Here is a 17,281-nt window from a genome sequence, read left to right on the forward strand (position 1 = left end):
TCGCACACTCGGTTCAGGCGCGCAGCAGGGTGACGGTGCGACCGCCGGGGGTGTGCGCTTGATCGAACCCGGTGCGGGTCGCGATCGGTGCGGCGGTGGGGCGGCGGTCGAAGATCACCAAAGTGCCGGTGTCCAGGCCGAGTCGGTCGAGGTAGCCGTCCAGCTGAGTCAATCCGTCGTTCAGCGGATCGGCCTGGTGATCGGCCCATACCTTCAGCTCGAGCGCTTCGCGTTGTTCGAGCTGGTGGCCTTGGTCATCCGAATATGGTTGGCGGACAAGAAGATCGATTCGGCCTCGGCCGACGCCGACTTCGCGGTCGATATATCCCGCGCCGTTGACGATCCGATGCAGGTATGCCATCAGCACCAGCTGCGCGGCGACTTCGTGATAGTTCTCTCTGGCGGCCAGAATGTCGCCATGCTGGATCCAGAAGGTGGTGAATTCCCTCAGCAGGCGCGGGAAGTCGATGCGGCCGTCGGGGAATCGGAAGCTCGACGGCTCGGCGGTGATGGACGCTTCCGTGGCGTCGCCGAGAACTCGGACGATTACTTCCTGATAGATCGGATTGGCGATCCGCAACTGCTTGCCCTGTGCGACCAATCCGAGATCTCGTACGTAAGTGATGTCGTCGTCGAACTCTGGGATCGGCTTGGGTATCGCGCCGACGAGGATCGGTGTCAGCACCCGCTGCACCCTCGGGTCGTTCAGCTTGTCGACCAGCGAATCCAAGTGCGTGGCTCGGCTCAGGATCAACCGCTCCTTGGCTTGTTCGACATGATCGATGGTGATCGTCTCCCGTACCCGCATCTTGCCGGTGATCTCCCAGGCAAGGGCGTTGACCAGCCACGGCTGGCCCTGGGTGTAGTAGAACGCCAGATCGAGCGCTTTGTCGTCGAACTCCTGCCCGGTCTCGGTGGTGTGCTGCCGATACAGTTGGCACGTCTCGGTTTTGGTGAAGTCCCCGACCCGGATCGACTCGATCTTTATGTTGAACGGGCTCGCGGTCCCCAACCGCTTGGGATCGCCGCCAGACGCGGCCTTGTACTCGCGGACATCGCGCAATCCGCACAGCACGACTGAATGGACGAAGTGCTGGCGGCTCTGGGTGTATCCCGCTCGCAACTGCCGCAGGACGCTGATCAGGCTGTCCCCGCGCAGCGCATCGATCTCGTCGAAGAACAGCACCAGCGGCCGTGGGCACTTGGTTACCCATGCAGTCAGGCCTGTTACGAGCCGAGAACCAGGTGCCGCCTCCGGCCATGGGTCCGGCGGCAGGAGCTCCGGAGCCCAGCCCTGCAATTCTGCGGTGCGTCGAATCTCGCTGAGGAGCACTTCCTCTACGGCGGTGTAATCGTCGCGGAGGGCCTCACCCAGTTCGCACGAGAATGACAATGCCAGAAAGTGGCCTTCGGCCGTCAACTCCCGCGCCAACCCGAGTAGCGCGGTCGTCTTCCCCGATTGCCGTGGCGCGTGCACCACGATGTAGAACCCGAATTCGATATACATCCGGGCATCGGGCAACCGCTCCTCGGCGGGAATCATGTAGTGCAGGTCCGGTAAACACGGACCCGCCGTGTTGAAGTACCTCACCAGCACACCGTACGTCGTGCGGTCTGCCATGGGGTGTGGGAGCTGATCACGGCGCGATCGTATCTGCCGCAACGGACGCCTAGGTCCCGAAATGTGGCGGCGAATGCTCTGGTGGGAGTGGGGTTCCGGGTGGATAGGGTGGCGGGGTGAAGGTGCATCACCTCAATTGCGGGTCGATGGTTGGTGGGCTTGTCGACCATTGTCTGTTGGTCGAGGCCGACAGGTTTCTGGTGCTGGTGGATACCGGGTACGGGCTGGACTGTGTGCGGCAGCCTGCGCAGTGGCTGGGGTGGACTCGGCATGTGGTTCGGCCGCGGTTGGCCGAGAGTGAGACCGCGGTGCGACAGGTCGCGGCGCTCGGCTTCGATCCCACCGATGTGCGCCACATTCTGCTGACCCACCTGGATTACGACCACACCGGCGGGCTGGCCGATTTCCCTTGGGCCACCGTGCACGTGCACGAGCCGGAGTTTCGTGCGGCGATGCGGCCGGATTTCGTCGGGCGCATCCGCTATCAGCCGCGGCACTGGGCGCACGGGCCGAAATGGGAGCTGAATTCCGTTGCGGGCGGCGATAATTGGTTCGGCTTCGAGTCGGTGCGGGAATTACCCGGCCTGCCTTCGGAATTCCTGGTCGTCCCGCTGATCGGGCACAGCAGAGGACATGCCGGGGTCGCCGTCGACACCGGCGACGGCTGGTTGTTGGACGCCGGGGATTCCTACTGGTCCGATGACGAAATCGGCCCCGCCCCTTCCCGTTTCGACCTGGGCGCACTGGCGCGGGTACCGATGGCGGCGCTGCCATCGGTGTATCGGGCGAATATCGCGCGGCTCGCGGAGCTGCGGCGGACACACGGTGGCGAGGTGACGATGTTCTCGGTACACGATGCGGCCGCCTATCATCGGCTGCGCTGAGCCTCAGAGCCGCGGCATGACCTCTGCCGCAAGGCGTTCCATTTGCTCGGCCTGCTGCTCCATGGGGTTGAGCAGGATCAGCTCGGCGCCCGCCTCGGCCACCGCGCGCAGGCCCGCCACCACATCGTCGGGTGTGCCCGCCACCGCGGCCGGCGCGAAAGTGCCCGGCGCGGCGAAGGTTCCGTACATGCGGTCCAGTGCGTCGCTGATCCGCCGTCGCGCGACCGCCGCGTCGTCGTCGACGGCGAGGTACACCCGTTTGGCGATCGGGAAATCGCGACGTCCGCTGTCCGCGAGCACCTTTCGCAATATTTGGACCTGCTCGGCGAATTTCTCGGTGGTCGTCGATCCCGCACCGAAGAACCCGTCGCCGTAGCGCACCGCGCGCCGGATCGCGTTCGGATGCGAACCACCCATCCACAGCGGCGGGTGCGGCCGCTGGAACGGTTTCGGCTCCTGCGTCGCGCCTCGCAGCTGCCAGAACCGCCCATCGAAATCTATTGTCTGCCGCGTCCAGAGCGCCTTCATCAGGTCGATGCCCTCGGTGAACCGGCCGACCAACGTCTCCGGATCCACCCCGAAGGCCGCCAGCGCCCGGCCGCGGCCGCCGACACCGACGCCGACTTCCAACCTGCCGCCGCTCAACTGGTCGACGGTGGCGATGCTCTTGGCCAGATGCACCGGGCTGTGCTGCGAGCTGACGAAAACCGCGCAGCCCAGCCGCAGCGTGCTGGTGCACGCCGCCGCGTAAGCCAGCGTCTCCAGCGGTCCGAAATGCGGCATGCCACCGAGCGTCTGCTCGGTGGTCCATCCGCTCTCGAACCCGAGTTCCTCTGCGCGCGTCAGATATTCGCGCATTCGCACGGGCTCGAACTCCCCGTGCGAGAAGTATTGCGGCAATGCTATCGCGAACCGAAGTGCCATGGATCAGAGCGTAGTCCCTGGCGCCGACGCCCAGGTCTTGTCGGCGCGACGGATGCGGCACCTGTGAATATTCCGGCGGCCCGCGAGGATTTCCTCGCGCGTGCTGGCGGAACGCGGCCGGATGGTTGTCGGCGGACACAATTCGAGCTGTGGAAGTGGGCTTGCGGCACGTGGTTTCGCGGGGTGCGGGAGAGCACCATGGCCTCCCATGGCAGCGCCGGATGAAAGGCCCATTCGATGAAACGATTTCTACTGGCGGTCGCGGCCCTGTGCTCGGGTATCGCGACCGGCGTCGCATTCGCGGCCGTGCCATCGCCTACTCCGGGGACGCTATCCGGATATCACGTCGGGGCCGTATATGTGGCCGGTGTGTCTTCGGGTGGGTATATGGCAAACCAATTGCACGTCGCCTATTCGGGGACGTTCAAGGGTGCCGGAATCTTCACCGCGGGACCGTACGACTGCGCGCAGGACTCCGTCTACACCGCACAGTACGCGTGCATGGCCACCTTTCAGACCCGCAAAACGCCCGCCGAACTGGAACAGGAGACCCGTGATCGCGCGAATTCCGGTGTGCTGGATCCAGTTTCGGGTCTATCCGGTTCGAAGGTCTACCTGTACCACGGCACCGGCGACACCACCGTCGCCGCCGCGGTGAACGACGACCTCGCCACCTACTACCGCGATCTCGGCGCGAATGTGGTGTACGACAACGCGTCCGGCGCCGGGCACGCGTGGGTGAGCCCGCTCGGCCCGGTGGCCTGCGCGAGCACCGCCGCGCCCTATATCAACAACTGCGGCAACGATCCCGAGCACGATATGCTCGCGCAGCTGCTCGGCAGCGTGCGGGCCCCGAACACCTCGGCACTCGGCGGGCAGCTGATCGAATTCGACCAGAACCAGTATGTGAGCGGCGGCAGCGCGGCATCGATCAGCATGGACGGCCACGGATTCGCCTATGTGCCCTCCGCCTGCGCCGGTGGCACCACGTGCACCTTGCTTGTCACGCTGCACGGCTGCAAACAGGGGTACAGCTACGACTCGATCGGCGACACCTTTATGAAGGACGCCTATCTGAACGAATACGCCGACACCAACAATCTGATCGTGCTGTATCCGCAGGCGATAACGCAGTCGTCGAGTAATCCGAACGGGTGCTGGGACTGGTGGGGTTATACCGGCGCCGCCTACGCCGAACATGCGGGCCCGCAGATGAAGGCGGTGATGGCGATGGTCGGCGCGCTGACTTCGACGACTCCGCCGACGACCACGACGGTTCCGCCGACGACCACGACGACTCCGCCGACGACCACGACGACTCCGCCGACGACCACGACGACCCCGCCGACGACCACGACGGTTCCGCCGACCACGACGACGGTTCCGCCGACAACCACCACTCCGGCCCCCGTCTGCGTGACCGCGTCGAACTACGACCACGTTCAGGCCGACCGCGCCCATGTCGCCCTCGGTTCCACCTACGCCAACGGGTCCAATGACGCGATGGGACTGTGGAATACCTTCACAACCCACACCCTGCGCCAAACCGGCCCCGACTACTGGGTGGTCGCCGACGGCCAGTGCTGACAATCAACGGCCCGAAACCCATTGGTTTCCGGGCCGTTTCGCTGACTTCAGGAGTCCAGCGCGCAGGTATTGGCGAGATCGCCGGTCGCCGGGCGAGGGACCGTCGCGCTGACCGGCGGTTCCTGCCCCGCGGTGATCCAGCCCTCCAGCGCGGCGAAAGCCGTTCGGAAGCAAGGCAACAGCGGCCGCAACAGGTCCCGGTGCGCGTCGTACAGCCCGTCGGTGTGATTGCCGCCCTCGACGCCGTAGTACCGGTGCAGATCCGCACGTCCCTGATCGCGGATCATGCCCGCGTAGACATCGGAGTCGGCGGCGATGGGCAACAGTGCGTCGAGCGTGCCGTGCACCGTGATGAGCGGCCGCTGAATACGCCCGGTCAGCGCGACCTTCGACATCGCCGCGCGCACGCTCGCGGGACGGGACAGATAGTCGTAGTCGGCATCGCAGCCCGGAGTCCCGCTCTGGCAGAACGGATTTTCGGTCGCGGTGTAGTCCGGATCGAATTCGCGGCGGTAGATCCGCTGGGTGAGATCCCAATAGTTGCGGTAGTGGTAGTCCCAGAGCGGTTCGGATCCGGCCGGGAAGCCCGCCGCGAGCATTCCGGCGCGTGCCGCCGGATCATGTTGGCTCCCCGGATAATTCCGTAGCGCGGCGGGAAGGAAGGTCAGCACGTTCGGCCCGTCGGCCTGCCACAGCGAACCTTCCCAGTCGATGCCGCCGTCGTAGAGCCACGGCACGTTTTCGAGCTGCCAGCGAACCAGGTAGCCGCCATTGGACTGGCCCGCGACATAGGTGTGCGCCGCGGGCCTGCCGTAGCGCTGCGCGACGGTTGTCTGCGCGGCGATCGTCAATTCCGTTACGCGACGGTTCCATTCGGCCATCGCGTCACCAGGTTCGGCCTCGCCCTGGAAGAACGCGGCGCCGGTATTGCCCTTGTCGGTGGCGGCGTAGGCGTAGCCGCGTGCGAGCACCCAGTCGGCGATGGTGAAGTCGTTGGCGTACTGCCTGCGGTTCCCCGGTGTTCCGGCCACGACCAGCCCGCCGTTCCAGCGTTCCGGTAACCGGATCACGAACTGACTGTCGTGATTCCAGCCGTGATCGGTATTGGTCGTCGAGTTGTCGGGGAAGTAGCCGTCGATCTGGATGCCGGGTACGCCGGTGGGGTTGCGCGTCTCGGCGGGCTGCAGGCCGTCCCATTCGGCCGCGATGGTGTGACCGGAGGCGACGGTGCCCGAGGTGGTGAGATCGGCGAGGCAGGCGGCGACCTGCATTTCGGCACCGATAACCTTTGGCGCAGAACAGTTTTCGGGTTGCGGCTCGGCGTTCGCTGACCCCGCGCCGCAGAGCAGTACGGTGGTGAAGGCCAGGGTGGTGATGTGCCGGGACGGCGGCATGACGGCTCCTCGTTATCGGCGGAATGCCGGAATTCTGCGGACTTGCCGCCGGTGGAAACAGGTGATGCGCCCACACATTTGCCGACCCGGTGATGGCTCGGGCAGACATCGCGGCGGCCGAGTTCGCCCCCAGCTCATCGACTCGATATGTGTGCGACAGTGATAAAGCGGCCGAAAAATATGGCCACAGAACACATCGCCCAGCCATATCACGCGGATCTAGTGTTCCACATCACATCTCGGCGCCCCGAGGGAACGGATGGTGGGCAGGATGCGTGTCGACACCGGGTCGGCGGCTGGACCGAAGGTGGTTGCGCTGCCCACAATGACCGTCATGACCTGCGAGATCTTCCTGCAGCTGCTCGAAAGGGAAGCGCCCGCCGTGGAATTCGAGGCACCGCTGTTGGAGGCCAGGGCCGCGGGTGCGCCCGCCGCCACCATCGCCGCACTGGAATCGGCCAAACTCGCCGCACTCCGGGTGCGCGCGCTGCTGGAGCGGCGTGCCCGCCGGGAGGCGGAGCTGGCCGCATTGTTCGACACCGCAAGCGATCTCGCCGCGCTGCGCGATGTCGACGCGGTGCTGGCCGCGATCGTGCACCGGGCGCGCAGGCTGCTGCGCGCCGATGTGGCCTACCTGACCGTGCCGGATCCGGTGCGGGGCGATACCTATATGCGGGTCACCGACGGCGCCGGATCGCCGAGGTTCCGGGCCACCAGGCTGGCCATGGGCGACGGTCTCGGCGGGCTGGTCGCCCAGACCGGCGTGCCCTATTCGAGCGCGGATTACTTCGCCGACAACCGCTTCCGGCACACCACCGAAATTGATTCGGCGGTGCGGGAGGAAGGTTTGGTCGCCATCCTCGGCGTGCCGATGAAACTGGGCGACCGGGTGATCGGCGTGCTGTTCGCCTCGCACCGAGACGCGAAACCGTATGCGCCGGAAGAGATCGCCCTGTTGGTCTCGCTGGCCGCGCACGCGACCATCGCACTCGACTCCGCCCGCAGACTCACCGAAACCCGTTCCGCGCTGGCCGAACTCAGTGCGGCGAACCGGGCCATGCACGCGCACTACGACACCGTGGAACGCGCGGCCCAGGCGCACGACCGGATGACCGATCTGGTGGTGCGCGGCGGCGGTGTCGCCGATATCGCGGCGGTCGTCGTCGATATCCTCGGCGGCGAACTGCTGGTGCTCGACGCCGACCGCCGCCGCATCGCCGAGCTGCGCGCGCCGAGCCCCACACCGGCGGACCCGCTCGACGACGACCGTCTGGTCGCCGAAATCGTCGCCACCGCAGGCAGACTCGGCCGCACCGCCAGAACGAGCGAGCTGTGGGCCGCGCCCGCGGGCACCGGCACCGACCCGCTGTGCACCCTCGTGCTGCGCCATCCGGGGGAGCTGTCTCCGTCGGATCAGCGGATCCTGGAGCGGGCCGCGCTGGTCACCGCGCTGCTGCTGCTGTTCCGGCGCAGTATCGCCGAGGCGGAGGGGCGGGTGCGCGGCGAACTGCTCGACGATCTGATCGGCGGCCGCGTCACGGGCCGGGACGACCTGCGCGGCCGGGGTGCGCTACTCGGCATCGACCTCGATCGCCCGCATGTGCTCGTCGTCGCCGAACACGGCGGGCAGCGCCGCGCCGACGCGTGGACGACGGCATACACCGTGACGAGGCAGGGTCTGGCCGCCACCCGTGGCGATCACGCCTACCTGCTGCTACCCGGCGACGATGCGTCGGCGGCGGCCAGGCAGGTCGCCGCCGAACTGAACGTCATCCTCGAAAAGCCCGCGACCGTAGCGGGTTCCGGGCCGGTCGAGCTGCCGGGTGGTGCGCAGGCCGCGTGCGCGGAGGCACTGCGGTGCATCGAGGTGCTGCACGCGCTCGGGCGGCGGGGCGCGTCGGCGGGGGCCGCCGATCTCGGATTCGTCGGGCTGCTTGTCAGCCAGGGCGGTGACGTGCTCGCCTTCCTGGACCGGATGCTCGGACCGGTCCTCGAATACGACCGGCGGCGCGGCACGCTGCTGATCCGCACGCTGGAAACCTATTTCGCGACCGGCGCGAGCCTGCGCGACAGCGCGCGGCGGCTGCACATCCACGTCAACACCGTCGCCCAGCGCATCGAGCGGATCACCGGCCTGCTCGGCGCCGGCTGGCAGCAGCCCGACCGCGCACTGGAAATCCAACTGGCCCTTCGCCTGCACCGGCTCCGGGAGACCTCGGTGCTCCTCCGCTGACGTCGTTGCCCGATCCGCCGGTCGAAAACGGTGTAACCCCATACAATCCCTCGCGTGCCGATGAGGACTTTCGGTCCGCACATGCGGGCGTTGGCGTCATTGCTTGTGGTTCTCGGCTGGATGATCGCGCCCGCGGTCGCGCATGCGCGACCGGCGCCGGACGTCGTTGTCACCGACGCCGGTGCGGTGCGCGGGATCGGCAATTCGCAATATCGGCAGTTCCAAGGGATTCCGTATGCCGCGCCGCCGGTCGGCCCGCTGCGGTGGCGGCCACCGGTCGCGCCCGCACCGTGGGACGGGGTGCGCGATGCGACGCGGCCGGGCCCGGACTGTCCGCAGGGCACGGGCGGCAACGAGGACTGTCTCTACCTGAATGTTTGGGCGCCCGTTGATATTCCGGCTCGGCTGCCGGTCCTGGTGTGGATTCACGGCGGCAGTCTGAGTATGGGCAGCGGCGCGCAGTACGGTGCGGAGAAGTTCCTGACCAAGGGCGATGGCCCGCTGCTCGTGGTGACCATCAACTACCGGCTCGGCACCCTCGGCTATCTGGCGGACAAATCGCTGGAGGAGCCGAACGGTGATGTCGGCAACTACGGTTTCATGGATCAGCAGCTCGCGCTGGACTGGGTGCATCGCAATATCGCCGCGTTCGGCGGCGATCCGGATCAGGTCACCATCGCGGGCGAATCGGCGGGCGGGCAGTCGGTGTGCACCCAGCTCGCCGCCCCGGGTTCCGACGGGCTGTATCGCGCGGCGATCATGCAGAGCGGTCCGTGTATGTGGTGGAAAACCAAGGCGCAGGCCGAATCCGCGGGCGCCGATGCGGTGGCGAAGCTCGGCTGCGCCGAAACGCCGAGCCCCGCTGATTGTTTGCGCGCGCTGCCGGTGGAGCGGATCTTGGCGGTGAACGATCAGGTCGGCGGCACTGTCGGCACGCCGTTCCTGCCGGAGAGCCCGTGGGACCGGGCCAGCGGCGCGAAATTGCCGCCGGTGCCGGTGATCTACGGCGCGAACCACGACGAGCGCGCCCTCTGGACCTATCTGCAATACGGCATCCCGGTAACCGGCCACCCGCTGACTCCCGGCGGATACCGTCAGGCGCTCACCACCGCACTGGCCGACCAGGGCAACGGATTCCGGGTGCCCGCCGACCAAATCGACGCCGTGACAGCGCAATACCCGCTGAGCGATTACCCGCAGCCGGTCGAGGCGCTCACCAGGGCGTGGAGCGATCTGACCTCGTGCCTGATCGCGCGGGAAGGTCCGATGCTGGCCCGGCGCGGCCCGGCCTACGTCTACGAATTCGCCGACCCGAATCCGCCCGCGCCGCCGAGTCCCTTCCCGCTCGGCGCATTTCACGCCGGCGAACTGGCCTACCTGTGGAACCTCGGCGGCACTCCGGTGATCGGTCTCGCCATCGACAGCCTGATGATGACCGAGGAACAGCGGGCGCTGTCGGACCAGATGGTGCGCTACTGGAGCCGCTTCGTCATCGCGGGCACACCCGATCCGGCGGACCTGCCCGCAATGCCGGAACGCTCGACCAACACCTTGATGTCATTGCGCCCCAACACTTCCGGCCCGATCCAGGTGGACGCCTTCAATACCGACCATCGCTGCGACTTCTGGTCGAGGGTGATCCGGATGCCGTACTGATCCACTCAGTCGAAACGCACCTGCCAGCGCTTGATTCCATTGATCCAGCCCGAGCGCAGCTGCTCGGGCTCGGAGATCTGAGTGATGTGCGGTATCGCGTCCGCGATCGCATTGAACATCAGATCTATCTCCAGCCGAGCCAGATTCGCGCCGAGGCAGTAGTGCGTGCCCGCCCCGCCGAAGCCGACATGCGGATTCGGATCGCGCAGCACGTCGAAGGTGAACGGCTCGTCGAAGGCGTCCTCGTCGAAATTGGCCGAGGCATAGAACATTCCGACCCGCTGCCCTTGCCGGATGGTGACGCCGCCCAGGTCGGTGTCGCGCGTCGCGGTGCGCTGGAAGACGCTCACCGGAGTGGCCCAGCGCACGATCTCGTCGGGTGCGGTGCGCGGCCGCCGCTGCTTGTACAGCTCCCACTGGTCCGGATTATCCAGAAAGGCCTTCATGCCGTGGGTGATCGAATTGCGGGTCGTCTCGTTGCCCGCCACCGAGAGCAGTACGACGAAGAACGCGAATTCGTCGGCGGTGAGGTGTTCGCCGTCGATATCGGCCTGTATCAACCGCGTCACGATATCGTCGGCCGGGCAGCGATCTCGTTCCTCGGCCAAATTCCATGCGTAGCCCATCAATTCGAGCCGCGCGGTCAGCGAGTCCCCGGCGAATTCCGGATCGTCCGAGCCGATCATCTGATTCGACCAGTGGAAGATCTTGTGGCGATCCTGCCGCGGCACGCCGAGTAGTTCGGCGATGGCCTGTAGCGGCAGTTCGGAGGCGATCAGTTCGACGAAGTCGCCGCCGCCGGTTTCCTTGGCCTCGTGCACGATTCGCGCCGCCTGTTCGGTGAGCGCGGCGCGCAGGCCGGCCACCGCGCGCGGGGTGAACCCGCGCGAGACGATCCGCCTGCTCTTGGTGTGCGCGGGCGGATCCATATTGAGCATGATCATCCGCTGCATTTCGATCTGTTCGCGGGTGATTTCGGGCTGATAGCGAATGATCGCGGTGTTCTCGCTCGACGAGAAGAGTTCCGGCCTACGCGAAATCTCTTTGACGTCTTCGAGTTTCGTCACCACCCAATAGCCGCCGTCGTCGAATCCGCTGACACCGGCGGGCTGTGGATTCCACCAGATCGGTGCGCAGCGGCGCAGTTCGGCGAATTCTGCGGCGGGCCGTCGCCGCGCCCAGAGATCGGGATCGGTGAAATCGAAACCGGGCGGTATCGCGGGCGCGGCCATGCCTGCACCTCCATGCTGAAACGTGTTCTACAAATCGATTCAAGCACTCGCGCAATGGATGTGGGCGCGAATGGGCAATGATTTGGAAACGCGTTTCAGTAGATTGTTCTCAGCCAACCGGCCCGGTCCCGAGTGCGACCTGGCCGCTCTGCTGCTGCGACATCTGATCGATCCAGGTGAGGGTGACCGAATCATTCGGATGGTCGCGGTCGAGCAGGTGGGTCAGGTCGGTCGCCGACTCGACGGCCCGGCCATCGACCGCGGTGATCACGTCACCGGCCGTCAGACCCGCCTGAGCGGCCGGGCCGTTGCGCACAACGCCGCGGATCAGCGCGCCGGAACCGTTGGTGTCGCTCACCGTGACGCCGAGGAAGGCGGTCGGGCCGATGTGCACGGTGTCGGAGGCCTTGCCCGCGGCGATGTCCTCGGCCACCGCCAGCGCCCGGTTGATCGGGATCGCGAAACCCTCGCCGCTGGTCATACCGGCCTGTTGGAACCGGTAACCGGCCGATGCCGCGGTATCCATGCCGACGACGGTGCCATCGGCCGCGACCAGCGGGCCGCCCGAATCGCCCGGTTGGATATTCGCGGCGACCTGGATGAGCCCGTTCAATTGTTCGGAGCTGCCGCTGGATTCGTCGCTCGCGGTGATGGTGCGCCCGAGCGAGGTGACCCGGCCCGCCGCGACGCTGGGCGCCCCACCGACACCGCCCGCGTTGCCGACGCCCGCGATGGTGTCGCCGACCGCGACGCGATCCGAATTGCCGAGCGGCGCTGTGGTCAGGCCGCTCGCGTTCACCAGCTTCAGCACCGCGATATCGTCGGCGCGGTCGTAGCCGACGACCTTCGCGTTATAGGTCTTGCCGTTGCCGATATCGGTGACCGAGATGGCGGTCGCGCCCGCGACGACGTGATTATTGGTGAGCACCTCGCCGTCGGAGGTCAGCACGATGCCGGTGCCCGCGCCCTGCGCGCCCTGTAGGCCCAGCTCGGTGTTGACGTCGACCAGTCCGGGTGCCACCTTCGCCGCCGCGCTCGCGATACTGCCCGGATTGGTCCGCGCGTTCGACACCGGCTGCGCCGAATAGGGTTTGGCGTACGCGCCGGGCTCTTGCGGTGCGCCGTGCGCGATGTAGCCCCAACCGGCGGCGGCCGCGCCGACGGTCAGCGCCAGGGCGGCGGCCCCGAACGCCAGGCCCGCGGTGCGGTGATCGCGCTGCTCGACTTGGGATGGCTGTGCTGGTGGCTGCGGCGCACCGGCGTAGTGCCAGTCGTGCCGCGGCCGGTAATCCTCGCTCATATTTCTAGATAACGCGGCTTTCCTGAGAACTCGCTGACGGGTCTGTCCGCATTCCCTGATAACGAATTATCGAAGATCGTTGCAGCTCACGACGGCGGTGATCAGTTGGTCGGTCTCCGGTTCGGACAGGCCGAGCCGGTTGACGTAGTCGCAGACGATGACGCCGACGCCCCGGCCGCGCCCGGCGTATTTACCGAGCAGTTCGGGCACATGCGGGTTGAGTTCGTCGGCGTAGGCGAGCGGAGTCCACCGGTTCGAAACGGCGCCGGAGGCGCTCACGCTGTTGACGAACAGCTTCGCGGTCGAGCGCGCGCGCTGGCACCGGTCGAGGTGGCGGCGGATGCAGGCCAGCTTCTGTTCCGGTGTCGGATCGTCGTAGTCGTCCTGGAGGTCGACGCGGGTCTTGTCGAACCGGATCCCCTCACCGATATAGGGATTGCCGGACATCAGCACCACCTTGCCGCGCGCCTCGGCCATGGTGGGAAAGGTGCTGGCGAGGTGGAAAAGTTTGCGGAATCCGCGCCGGTCGAGGTGGTCGCGGAAGGCGGTGCAGAACCGCAGTTCGTCACCGGAACCCTCCTGCCGGATGCGCAGCAGCAGCGTTTCGCTCGGCAGCTGATCCAGGAACGCCGCACAGGTTTCCAGCACATCGGCCAGCGTCTGCCGCTGATCGACCGGGCCGCTCTGCACCTCCAGCCCGCCGCGCGGCAGCACCCGGCAGCGGATATCGAGGTACCGAATGCCATGTGCCAGTTGCCATCCGATGGATTTCTCCTGGTGCTGGGCATAGCCGAAGGGTTCGCCGTCGCGCAGCGCCGCAGAGCGGTCCGAACCGGGAATGGATACCTCGGTGACGCTGAGCTCGTCGGAGATCGCCGACATCCAGTTCAACAGCTCGACCATGCCGTTCCCCTCTCCCCGGAACCGACAGCCACCGCTTCGAACGCTAGAACGCGCAAAGCCACTGCGCCAGCGGACAATTCGCGGACACTTCGATGCCGTGCCGGGTCAGCGGTCGAGCGGCGTTACCGAACCGAGTTCCGCTGTTACCGAACCCCGGTACGCGACTCGCCGTGATCTCAATGCGAACACGCATCCGATCGCCAGGAAGTTCCGAGCGAGCCGGATGAGACTGTTCGGCAACGGCCATCGGTGAGAGGTTTTCATGACGACGATCAACGGTCTGCCAGCGCACGTTCTGCTGGTGCACGGACTTGTGGTGCTGGTGCCGCTGACCGCGGTACTGCTGATCCTGTGCGCGGTGTGGCGCGGGGCGCGCGAGCGGTTCATCTGGTTGGTCGTCGCGCTGGCCGCGATCTGCGCGGTGCTCACGCCGATCACCACCGAGGCGGGTGAATGGTTGGAGCATCACATCGGCAGCACGCCCGCCATTCGGGACCATGCCGAGCTCGGCGACACGCTGATCTATTTCACGATCACGCTGCTGATCGCCGCGGTGCTGCTGGCGGTGGTCCATCTGCGGGAGCGGCGCGGCAGATCGCTCGGCGCGCCCATCGTGGTCGCCGTCGCGATTTTGGCGATTGTCGCGGGCGCCGCCGCGACCGCCCAGATCTACCGGATCGGCGATTCGGGTGCGCACGCGGTTTGGGGTACGCAGTCCTGAGCGGCTGTGACTCGTGCCACCGGCAATTATATTGCGCACAACATTATTGCTTACTACATTGTAGGACGTGGCTGATCCGCTGACCCTCGACGCGCAGGTGTGCTTCCCGCTCTACGCGGCACTGCGGGCGATCAACGCGGCCTACCGTCCGAAGCTCGACGAGCTCGGCCTCACCTATCCGCAGTACCTGGTGATGCTCGCGCTGTGGGAGCGGGACGGGCGCAGCGTCGGCGAACTCTGCACGGCCCTTGGGCTCGACACCGGAACGCTCTCCCCGCTGCTCAAGCGGCTACAGGGGGCGGGCCTGGTCGAGCGGACCCGGTCGACGGCCGACGAGCGCCGCGTCGAGATCCACCTGACCGAGGCGGGTCGCGAGCTGCGCGCCGCCGCATGCGGTCTGCCGGAGCAGCTGGCCGCGGCCACCGGCCTGTCCATCGAAGAGCTCGGCACGCTGCGCGACCTGCTGCGGCGGATGACCCGGGCGCTCGCCGAGCGAAGCTGAAAAGGAGCCGTCCATGCGTGCAGTCGTCATCGAACGATTCGGGGAACCCGAGGAGGTTTTGACCACCGCGGAGCGCCCGTTGCCCGAACCCGCACCCGGCGAGGTGCGAATCCGTTTGGCGCTGAGCCCAATTCACAACCACGATCTCGCGATCGTGCGCGGCGTCTACGGCTACAAGCCGCAGCTGCCCGCCGTTCCGGGCACCGAGGGCGTCGGCCGGATCGATGCGCTGGGCGATGGCGTGACCGGTCTGGAAATCGGTCAGCGCGTTGCCGTTTCGGGCGCGCAGGCGGTGTGGGCCGAATACTTCGTCGCCAAGGCCGCGCAGCTGGTGCCGGTGCCGGATGCGGTATCGGACGAGACGGCGAGTCAGCTGCTGGCAATGCCGTTGAGCGCCTTGATGTTGCTGGAGGACCTGCGGTTGTCGGCCGGTGACTGGATGGTGATCAACGCGGCCAACGGCGCGGTCGGTCGTCTGGTGAATGTGCTCGCGCGGCAGCGCGGCATCAACGTGCTCAATCTGGTGCGCGGCCCCGCCTCGGTGAAATCGTTGCGGGAGTTGGGTTTCGAGCCGGTGATCGATACCGAGTCGGCCGACTGGCTCGTACAAGCGGCCGCGGCGGGCGGACCGATCGCCCGCGCCGTCGATCAGGTCGGCGGGCCCGCGGCCGACGATCTGCTATCCCTGCTCGCGCCCGGTGGTGAGCTCATCTCCTTCGGCGCGCTGTCCGGTAAGCCGCTCATCGTCAATCCGGGTGGGCTCATCTTCAAACAGGCCGTGGTGAAAGGCTTTTGGGGATCGAAGCGGGCCGAGGAGATCGGCGCGGACAACCGCCGCAGGCTGATCACCGAACTGGTCGGCCTGGCCGCCCGCGGCGAGCTCCGGCTCGATATCGAGACCAGCTATCCGCTGGAGTCGGCGGGCGAAGCCGCCGCGGCCAGTGAGCGGCCCGGCCGCAATGCGAAAATCGCGCTGTCCGTGCGTGATTAGGTAGGCCTCGGCAGGACGCGGCCGAGGAAGTCGACGACATCCGGCCAGGCCGCGTCCACCACGCCGTCGTGATCCGCGGCGGGATAGGTGCGGAACGTGAAATCGACTCCGTTCGCTCGCAGCTGGTCGGTCAGCGCCATACTGGCCGCGATCGGAACGGTGATATCCGCCATGCCGTGCGCGATCAGGATCGGCCGCGAATACCCGGCGGTCGGCACGGATGCGTACCGCCGCAATCGGTCTCGCAGTGGTCCCGCCGACAGTGGTTGCGCGAGTACCGATCCGAGCGTTTCGGTGCCCACCCGCTGTGCCCATTCCGGGCCGCAGCTGAAGGCCATCCGGTCCAGCAGTTCGGCGCCGTCCGTGGTGAGGTAGGGCCCGAGATCGAAATCCGGTGCGCCGACCCGCATTCCGTCGAATACCGCGGCCACCAGCCCGACCACCGGGGTCAGCACCGGCAGTGCGGGCGCCTGCGGGCCGAACATCGGCAGCACATTCTCCACATTGGATGCGGGCGCCAGGGCGACGATGCCGCGGAAATCCAGTTCCGGCGCGTAGCCGCCGGCGAGGTATCCGCTGTTCAGCGCCGCGTGCCCGCCCTGTGAAAGCCCGGCCACCGCCCAGGTATTCGACAACCTCGGGTCGGCGTGCCGAGCCGCTCGCACCAGGTCGATCGTCGCCGTCGCCTCGGTGCGCGACTGCAGGTAGGGGTGCGCCGTTTCCGCGCCGGGGCCGAGGCCGACATAGTCCGGCGCGACCACCGCGTAACCGAGATCGACCAGGCGGCGCAGCAATTCGGCGTCGAAGCCGGGGCGAGCGGTGAGCCCGCAGGCCGGGCCGAGACCGCGGGTGCCGTGATCCCACGCCACCACCGGCCAGCCCTGCCGCGGCGCGGGACCATCCGGTACGGCGATGATGCCGGTGGCGATTGTCGTTGCGCCGGTGGGACTTTCGGTGACGTACCGGATTGTCGCGGTGCCTGCGATGCCGCCCCAGTTCGCGCCCGGCGCGTACGAGGCGACCGAACCGGTCTCGGCCGATTCCGCGTGGGCTGTGAATACGTTGCCCGCCAACATGATTCCGGCCAGTGCGATGACCCCGATACATCGCAGAGCGGCGAATCGTATTCCGCTATATCCAATTATCTTGGGGCTCAATCCAACCTCGATCCTCGAGCACGATCGGTGACCGAATTTAGCGCCACTCGACCGCATGTCGCCGAAACCGGCGACATCTAAAGGACCGATCAGTTGGAATGAACTGTTACGACATCATTTTTGGGGGCCTAGGGCGCGCCCTCGAAGTCCCATCCGGACTTTGCGGACGCGCCCAG

At 66.8% G+C, this 17,281-nt stretch carries 14 protein-coding genes; 7 read left to right on the forward strand and 7 right to left on the reverse strand.

All coding sequences use genetic code 11. The annotated features are described in order from the left end of the window. Positions 1-13: 13 nt before the first annotated feature. Complete coding sequence (locus tag F5544_RS08575; RefSeq protein WP_203217502.1) at positions 14-1,591, reverse strand: ATP-binding protein; 1,578 nt, start codon at positions 1,589-1,591, stop codon at positions 14-16. Between the two features lie 206 nt (positions 1,592-1,797). On the opposite strand from F5544_RS08575, the gene F5544_RS08580 reads away from it, so the two are divergent. Continuing rightward, on the forward strand, positions 1,798-2,505 hold the full coding sequence (locus F5544_RS08580; protein WP_238847155.1) for an MBL fold metallo-hydrolase: 708 nt from the start codon (positions 1,798-1,800) through the stop codon (positions 2,503-2,505). Between the two features lie 3 nt (positions 2,506-2,508). Here F5544_RS08580 and F5544_RS08585 read toward each other — a convergent pair whose 3' ends face one another. Next, positions 2,509-3,429, reverse strand: coding sequence for an LLM class flavin-dependent oxidoreductase (locus F5544_RS08585; RefSeq protein WP_167472692.1), 921 nt, complete (start codon positions 3,427-3,429; stop codon positions 2,509-2,511). A gap of 237 nt (positions 3,430-3,666) precedes the next feature. Between F5544_RS08585 and F5544_RS08590 the strand changes: the two genes are divergently transcribed. Continuing rightward, positions 3,667-5,016 (forward strand): extracellular catalytic domain type 2 short-chain-length polyhydroxyalkanoate depolymerase, encoded by a 1,350-nt coding sequence (locus F5544_RS08590; RefSeq protein ID WP_167472693.1) that lies wholly within the window; start codon positions 3,667-3,669, stop codon positions 5,014-5,016. Positions 5,017-5,063: 47 nt separating this feature from the next. On the opposite strand, the gene F5544_RS08595 is transcribed toward F5544_RS08590, so the two are convergent. Continuing rightward, complete coding sequence (locus F5544_RS08595) at positions 5,064-6,410, reverse strand: tannase/feruloyl esterase family alpha/beta hydrolase (RefSeq protein ID WP_167472694.1); 1,347 nt, start codon at positions 6,408-6,410, stop codon at positions 5,064-5,066. A gap of 271 nt (positions 6,411-6,681) precedes the next feature. Here F5544_RS08595 and F5544_RS08600 point away from each other — a divergent pair, with 271 nt between their 5' ends. Beyond that, positions 6,682-8,643, forward strand: coding sequence for a helix-turn-helix domain-containing protein (locus F5544_RS08600; protein ID WP_203217503.1), 1,962 nt, complete (start codon positions 6,682-6,684; stop codon positions 8,641-8,643). Positions 8,644-8,703: 60 nt separating this feature from the next. Then, on the forward strand, positions 8,704-10,299 hold the full coding sequence (locus F5544_RS08605; protein WP_238847424.1) for a carboxylesterase/lipase family protein: 1,596 nt from the start codon (positions 8,704-8,706) through the stop codon (positions 10,297-10,299). A 5-nt stretch (positions 10,300-10,304) separates the two neighbouring features. On the opposite strand, the gene F5544_RS08610 is transcribed toward F5544_RS08605, so the two are convergent. From F5544_RS08610 to F5544_RS08620, 3 genes are all read right to left on the reverse strand, one after another. Further along, on the reverse strand, positions 10,305-11,531 hold the full coding sequence (locus F5544_RS08610; RefSeq protein WP_167472696.1) for a cytochrome P450: 1,227 nt from the start codon (positions 11,529-11,531) through the stop codon (positions 10,305-10,307). A 109-nt stretch (positions 11,532-11,640) separates the two neighbouring features. Beyond that, complete coding sequence (locus F5544_RS08615) at positions 11,641-12,831, reverse strand: S1C family serine protease (RefSeq protein WP_167472697.1); 1,191 nt, start codon at positions 12,829-12,831, stop codon at positions 11,641-11,643. Between the two features lie 66 nt (positions 12,832-12,897). Then, complete coding sequence (locus F5544_RS08620) at positions 12,898-13,734, reverse strand: phosphatidylinositol-specific phospholipase C domain-containing protein (RefSeq protein ID WP_167472698.1); 837 nt, start codon at positions 13,732-13,734, stop codon at positions 12,898-12,900. 262 nt (positions 13,735-13,996) lie between these two features. On the opposite strand from F5544_RS08620, the gene F5544_RS08625 reads away from it, so the two are divergent. From F5544_RS08625 to F5544_RS08635, 3 genes are all read left to right on the forward strand, one after another. Beyond that, the gene (locus F5544_RS08625) at positions 13,997-14,455 is read left to right on the forward strand and encodes a DUF2231 domain-containing protein (protein WP_167472699.1); all 459 of its coding nucleotides are present in this window, start codon (positions 13,997-13,999) and stop codon (positions 14,453-14,455) included. A gap of 67 nt (positions 14,456-14,522) precedes the next feature. Then, the gene (locus F5544_RS08630; RefSeq protein ID WP_167472700.1) at positions 14,523-14,957 is read left to right on the forward strand and encodes a MarR family winged helix-turn-helix transcriptional regulator; all 435 of its coding nucleotides are present in this window, start codon (positions 14,523-14,525) and stop codon (positions 14,955-14,957) included. A gap of 13 nt (positions 14,958-14,970) precedes the next feature. Beyond that, positions 14,971-15,948, forward strand: coding sequence for a zinc-binding dehydrogenase (locus F5544_RS08635; RefSeq protein ID WP_167472701.1), 978 nt, complete (start codon positions 14,971-14,973; stop codon positions 15,946-15,948). On the opposite strand, the gene F5544_RS08640 is transcribed toward F5544_RS08635, so the two are convergent. Further along, positions 15,945-17,024, reverse strand: a complete 1,080-nt coding sequence (locus tag F5544_RS08640) for an alpha/beta hydrolase family protein (RefSeq protein WP_167472702.1) — start codon at positions 17,022-17,024, stop codon at positions 15,945-15,947. The two genes, F5544_RS08635 and F5544_RS08640, sit on opposite strands and share 4 nt — an antisense overlap. Positions 17,025-17,281 lie beyond the last annotated feature (257 nt).

It is taken from the genome of Nocardia arthritidis (genome assembly GCF_011801145.1).
Lineage (GTDB): Bacteria > Actinomycetota > Actinomycetes > Mycobacteriales > Mycobacteriaceae > Nocardia > Nocardia arthritidis_A.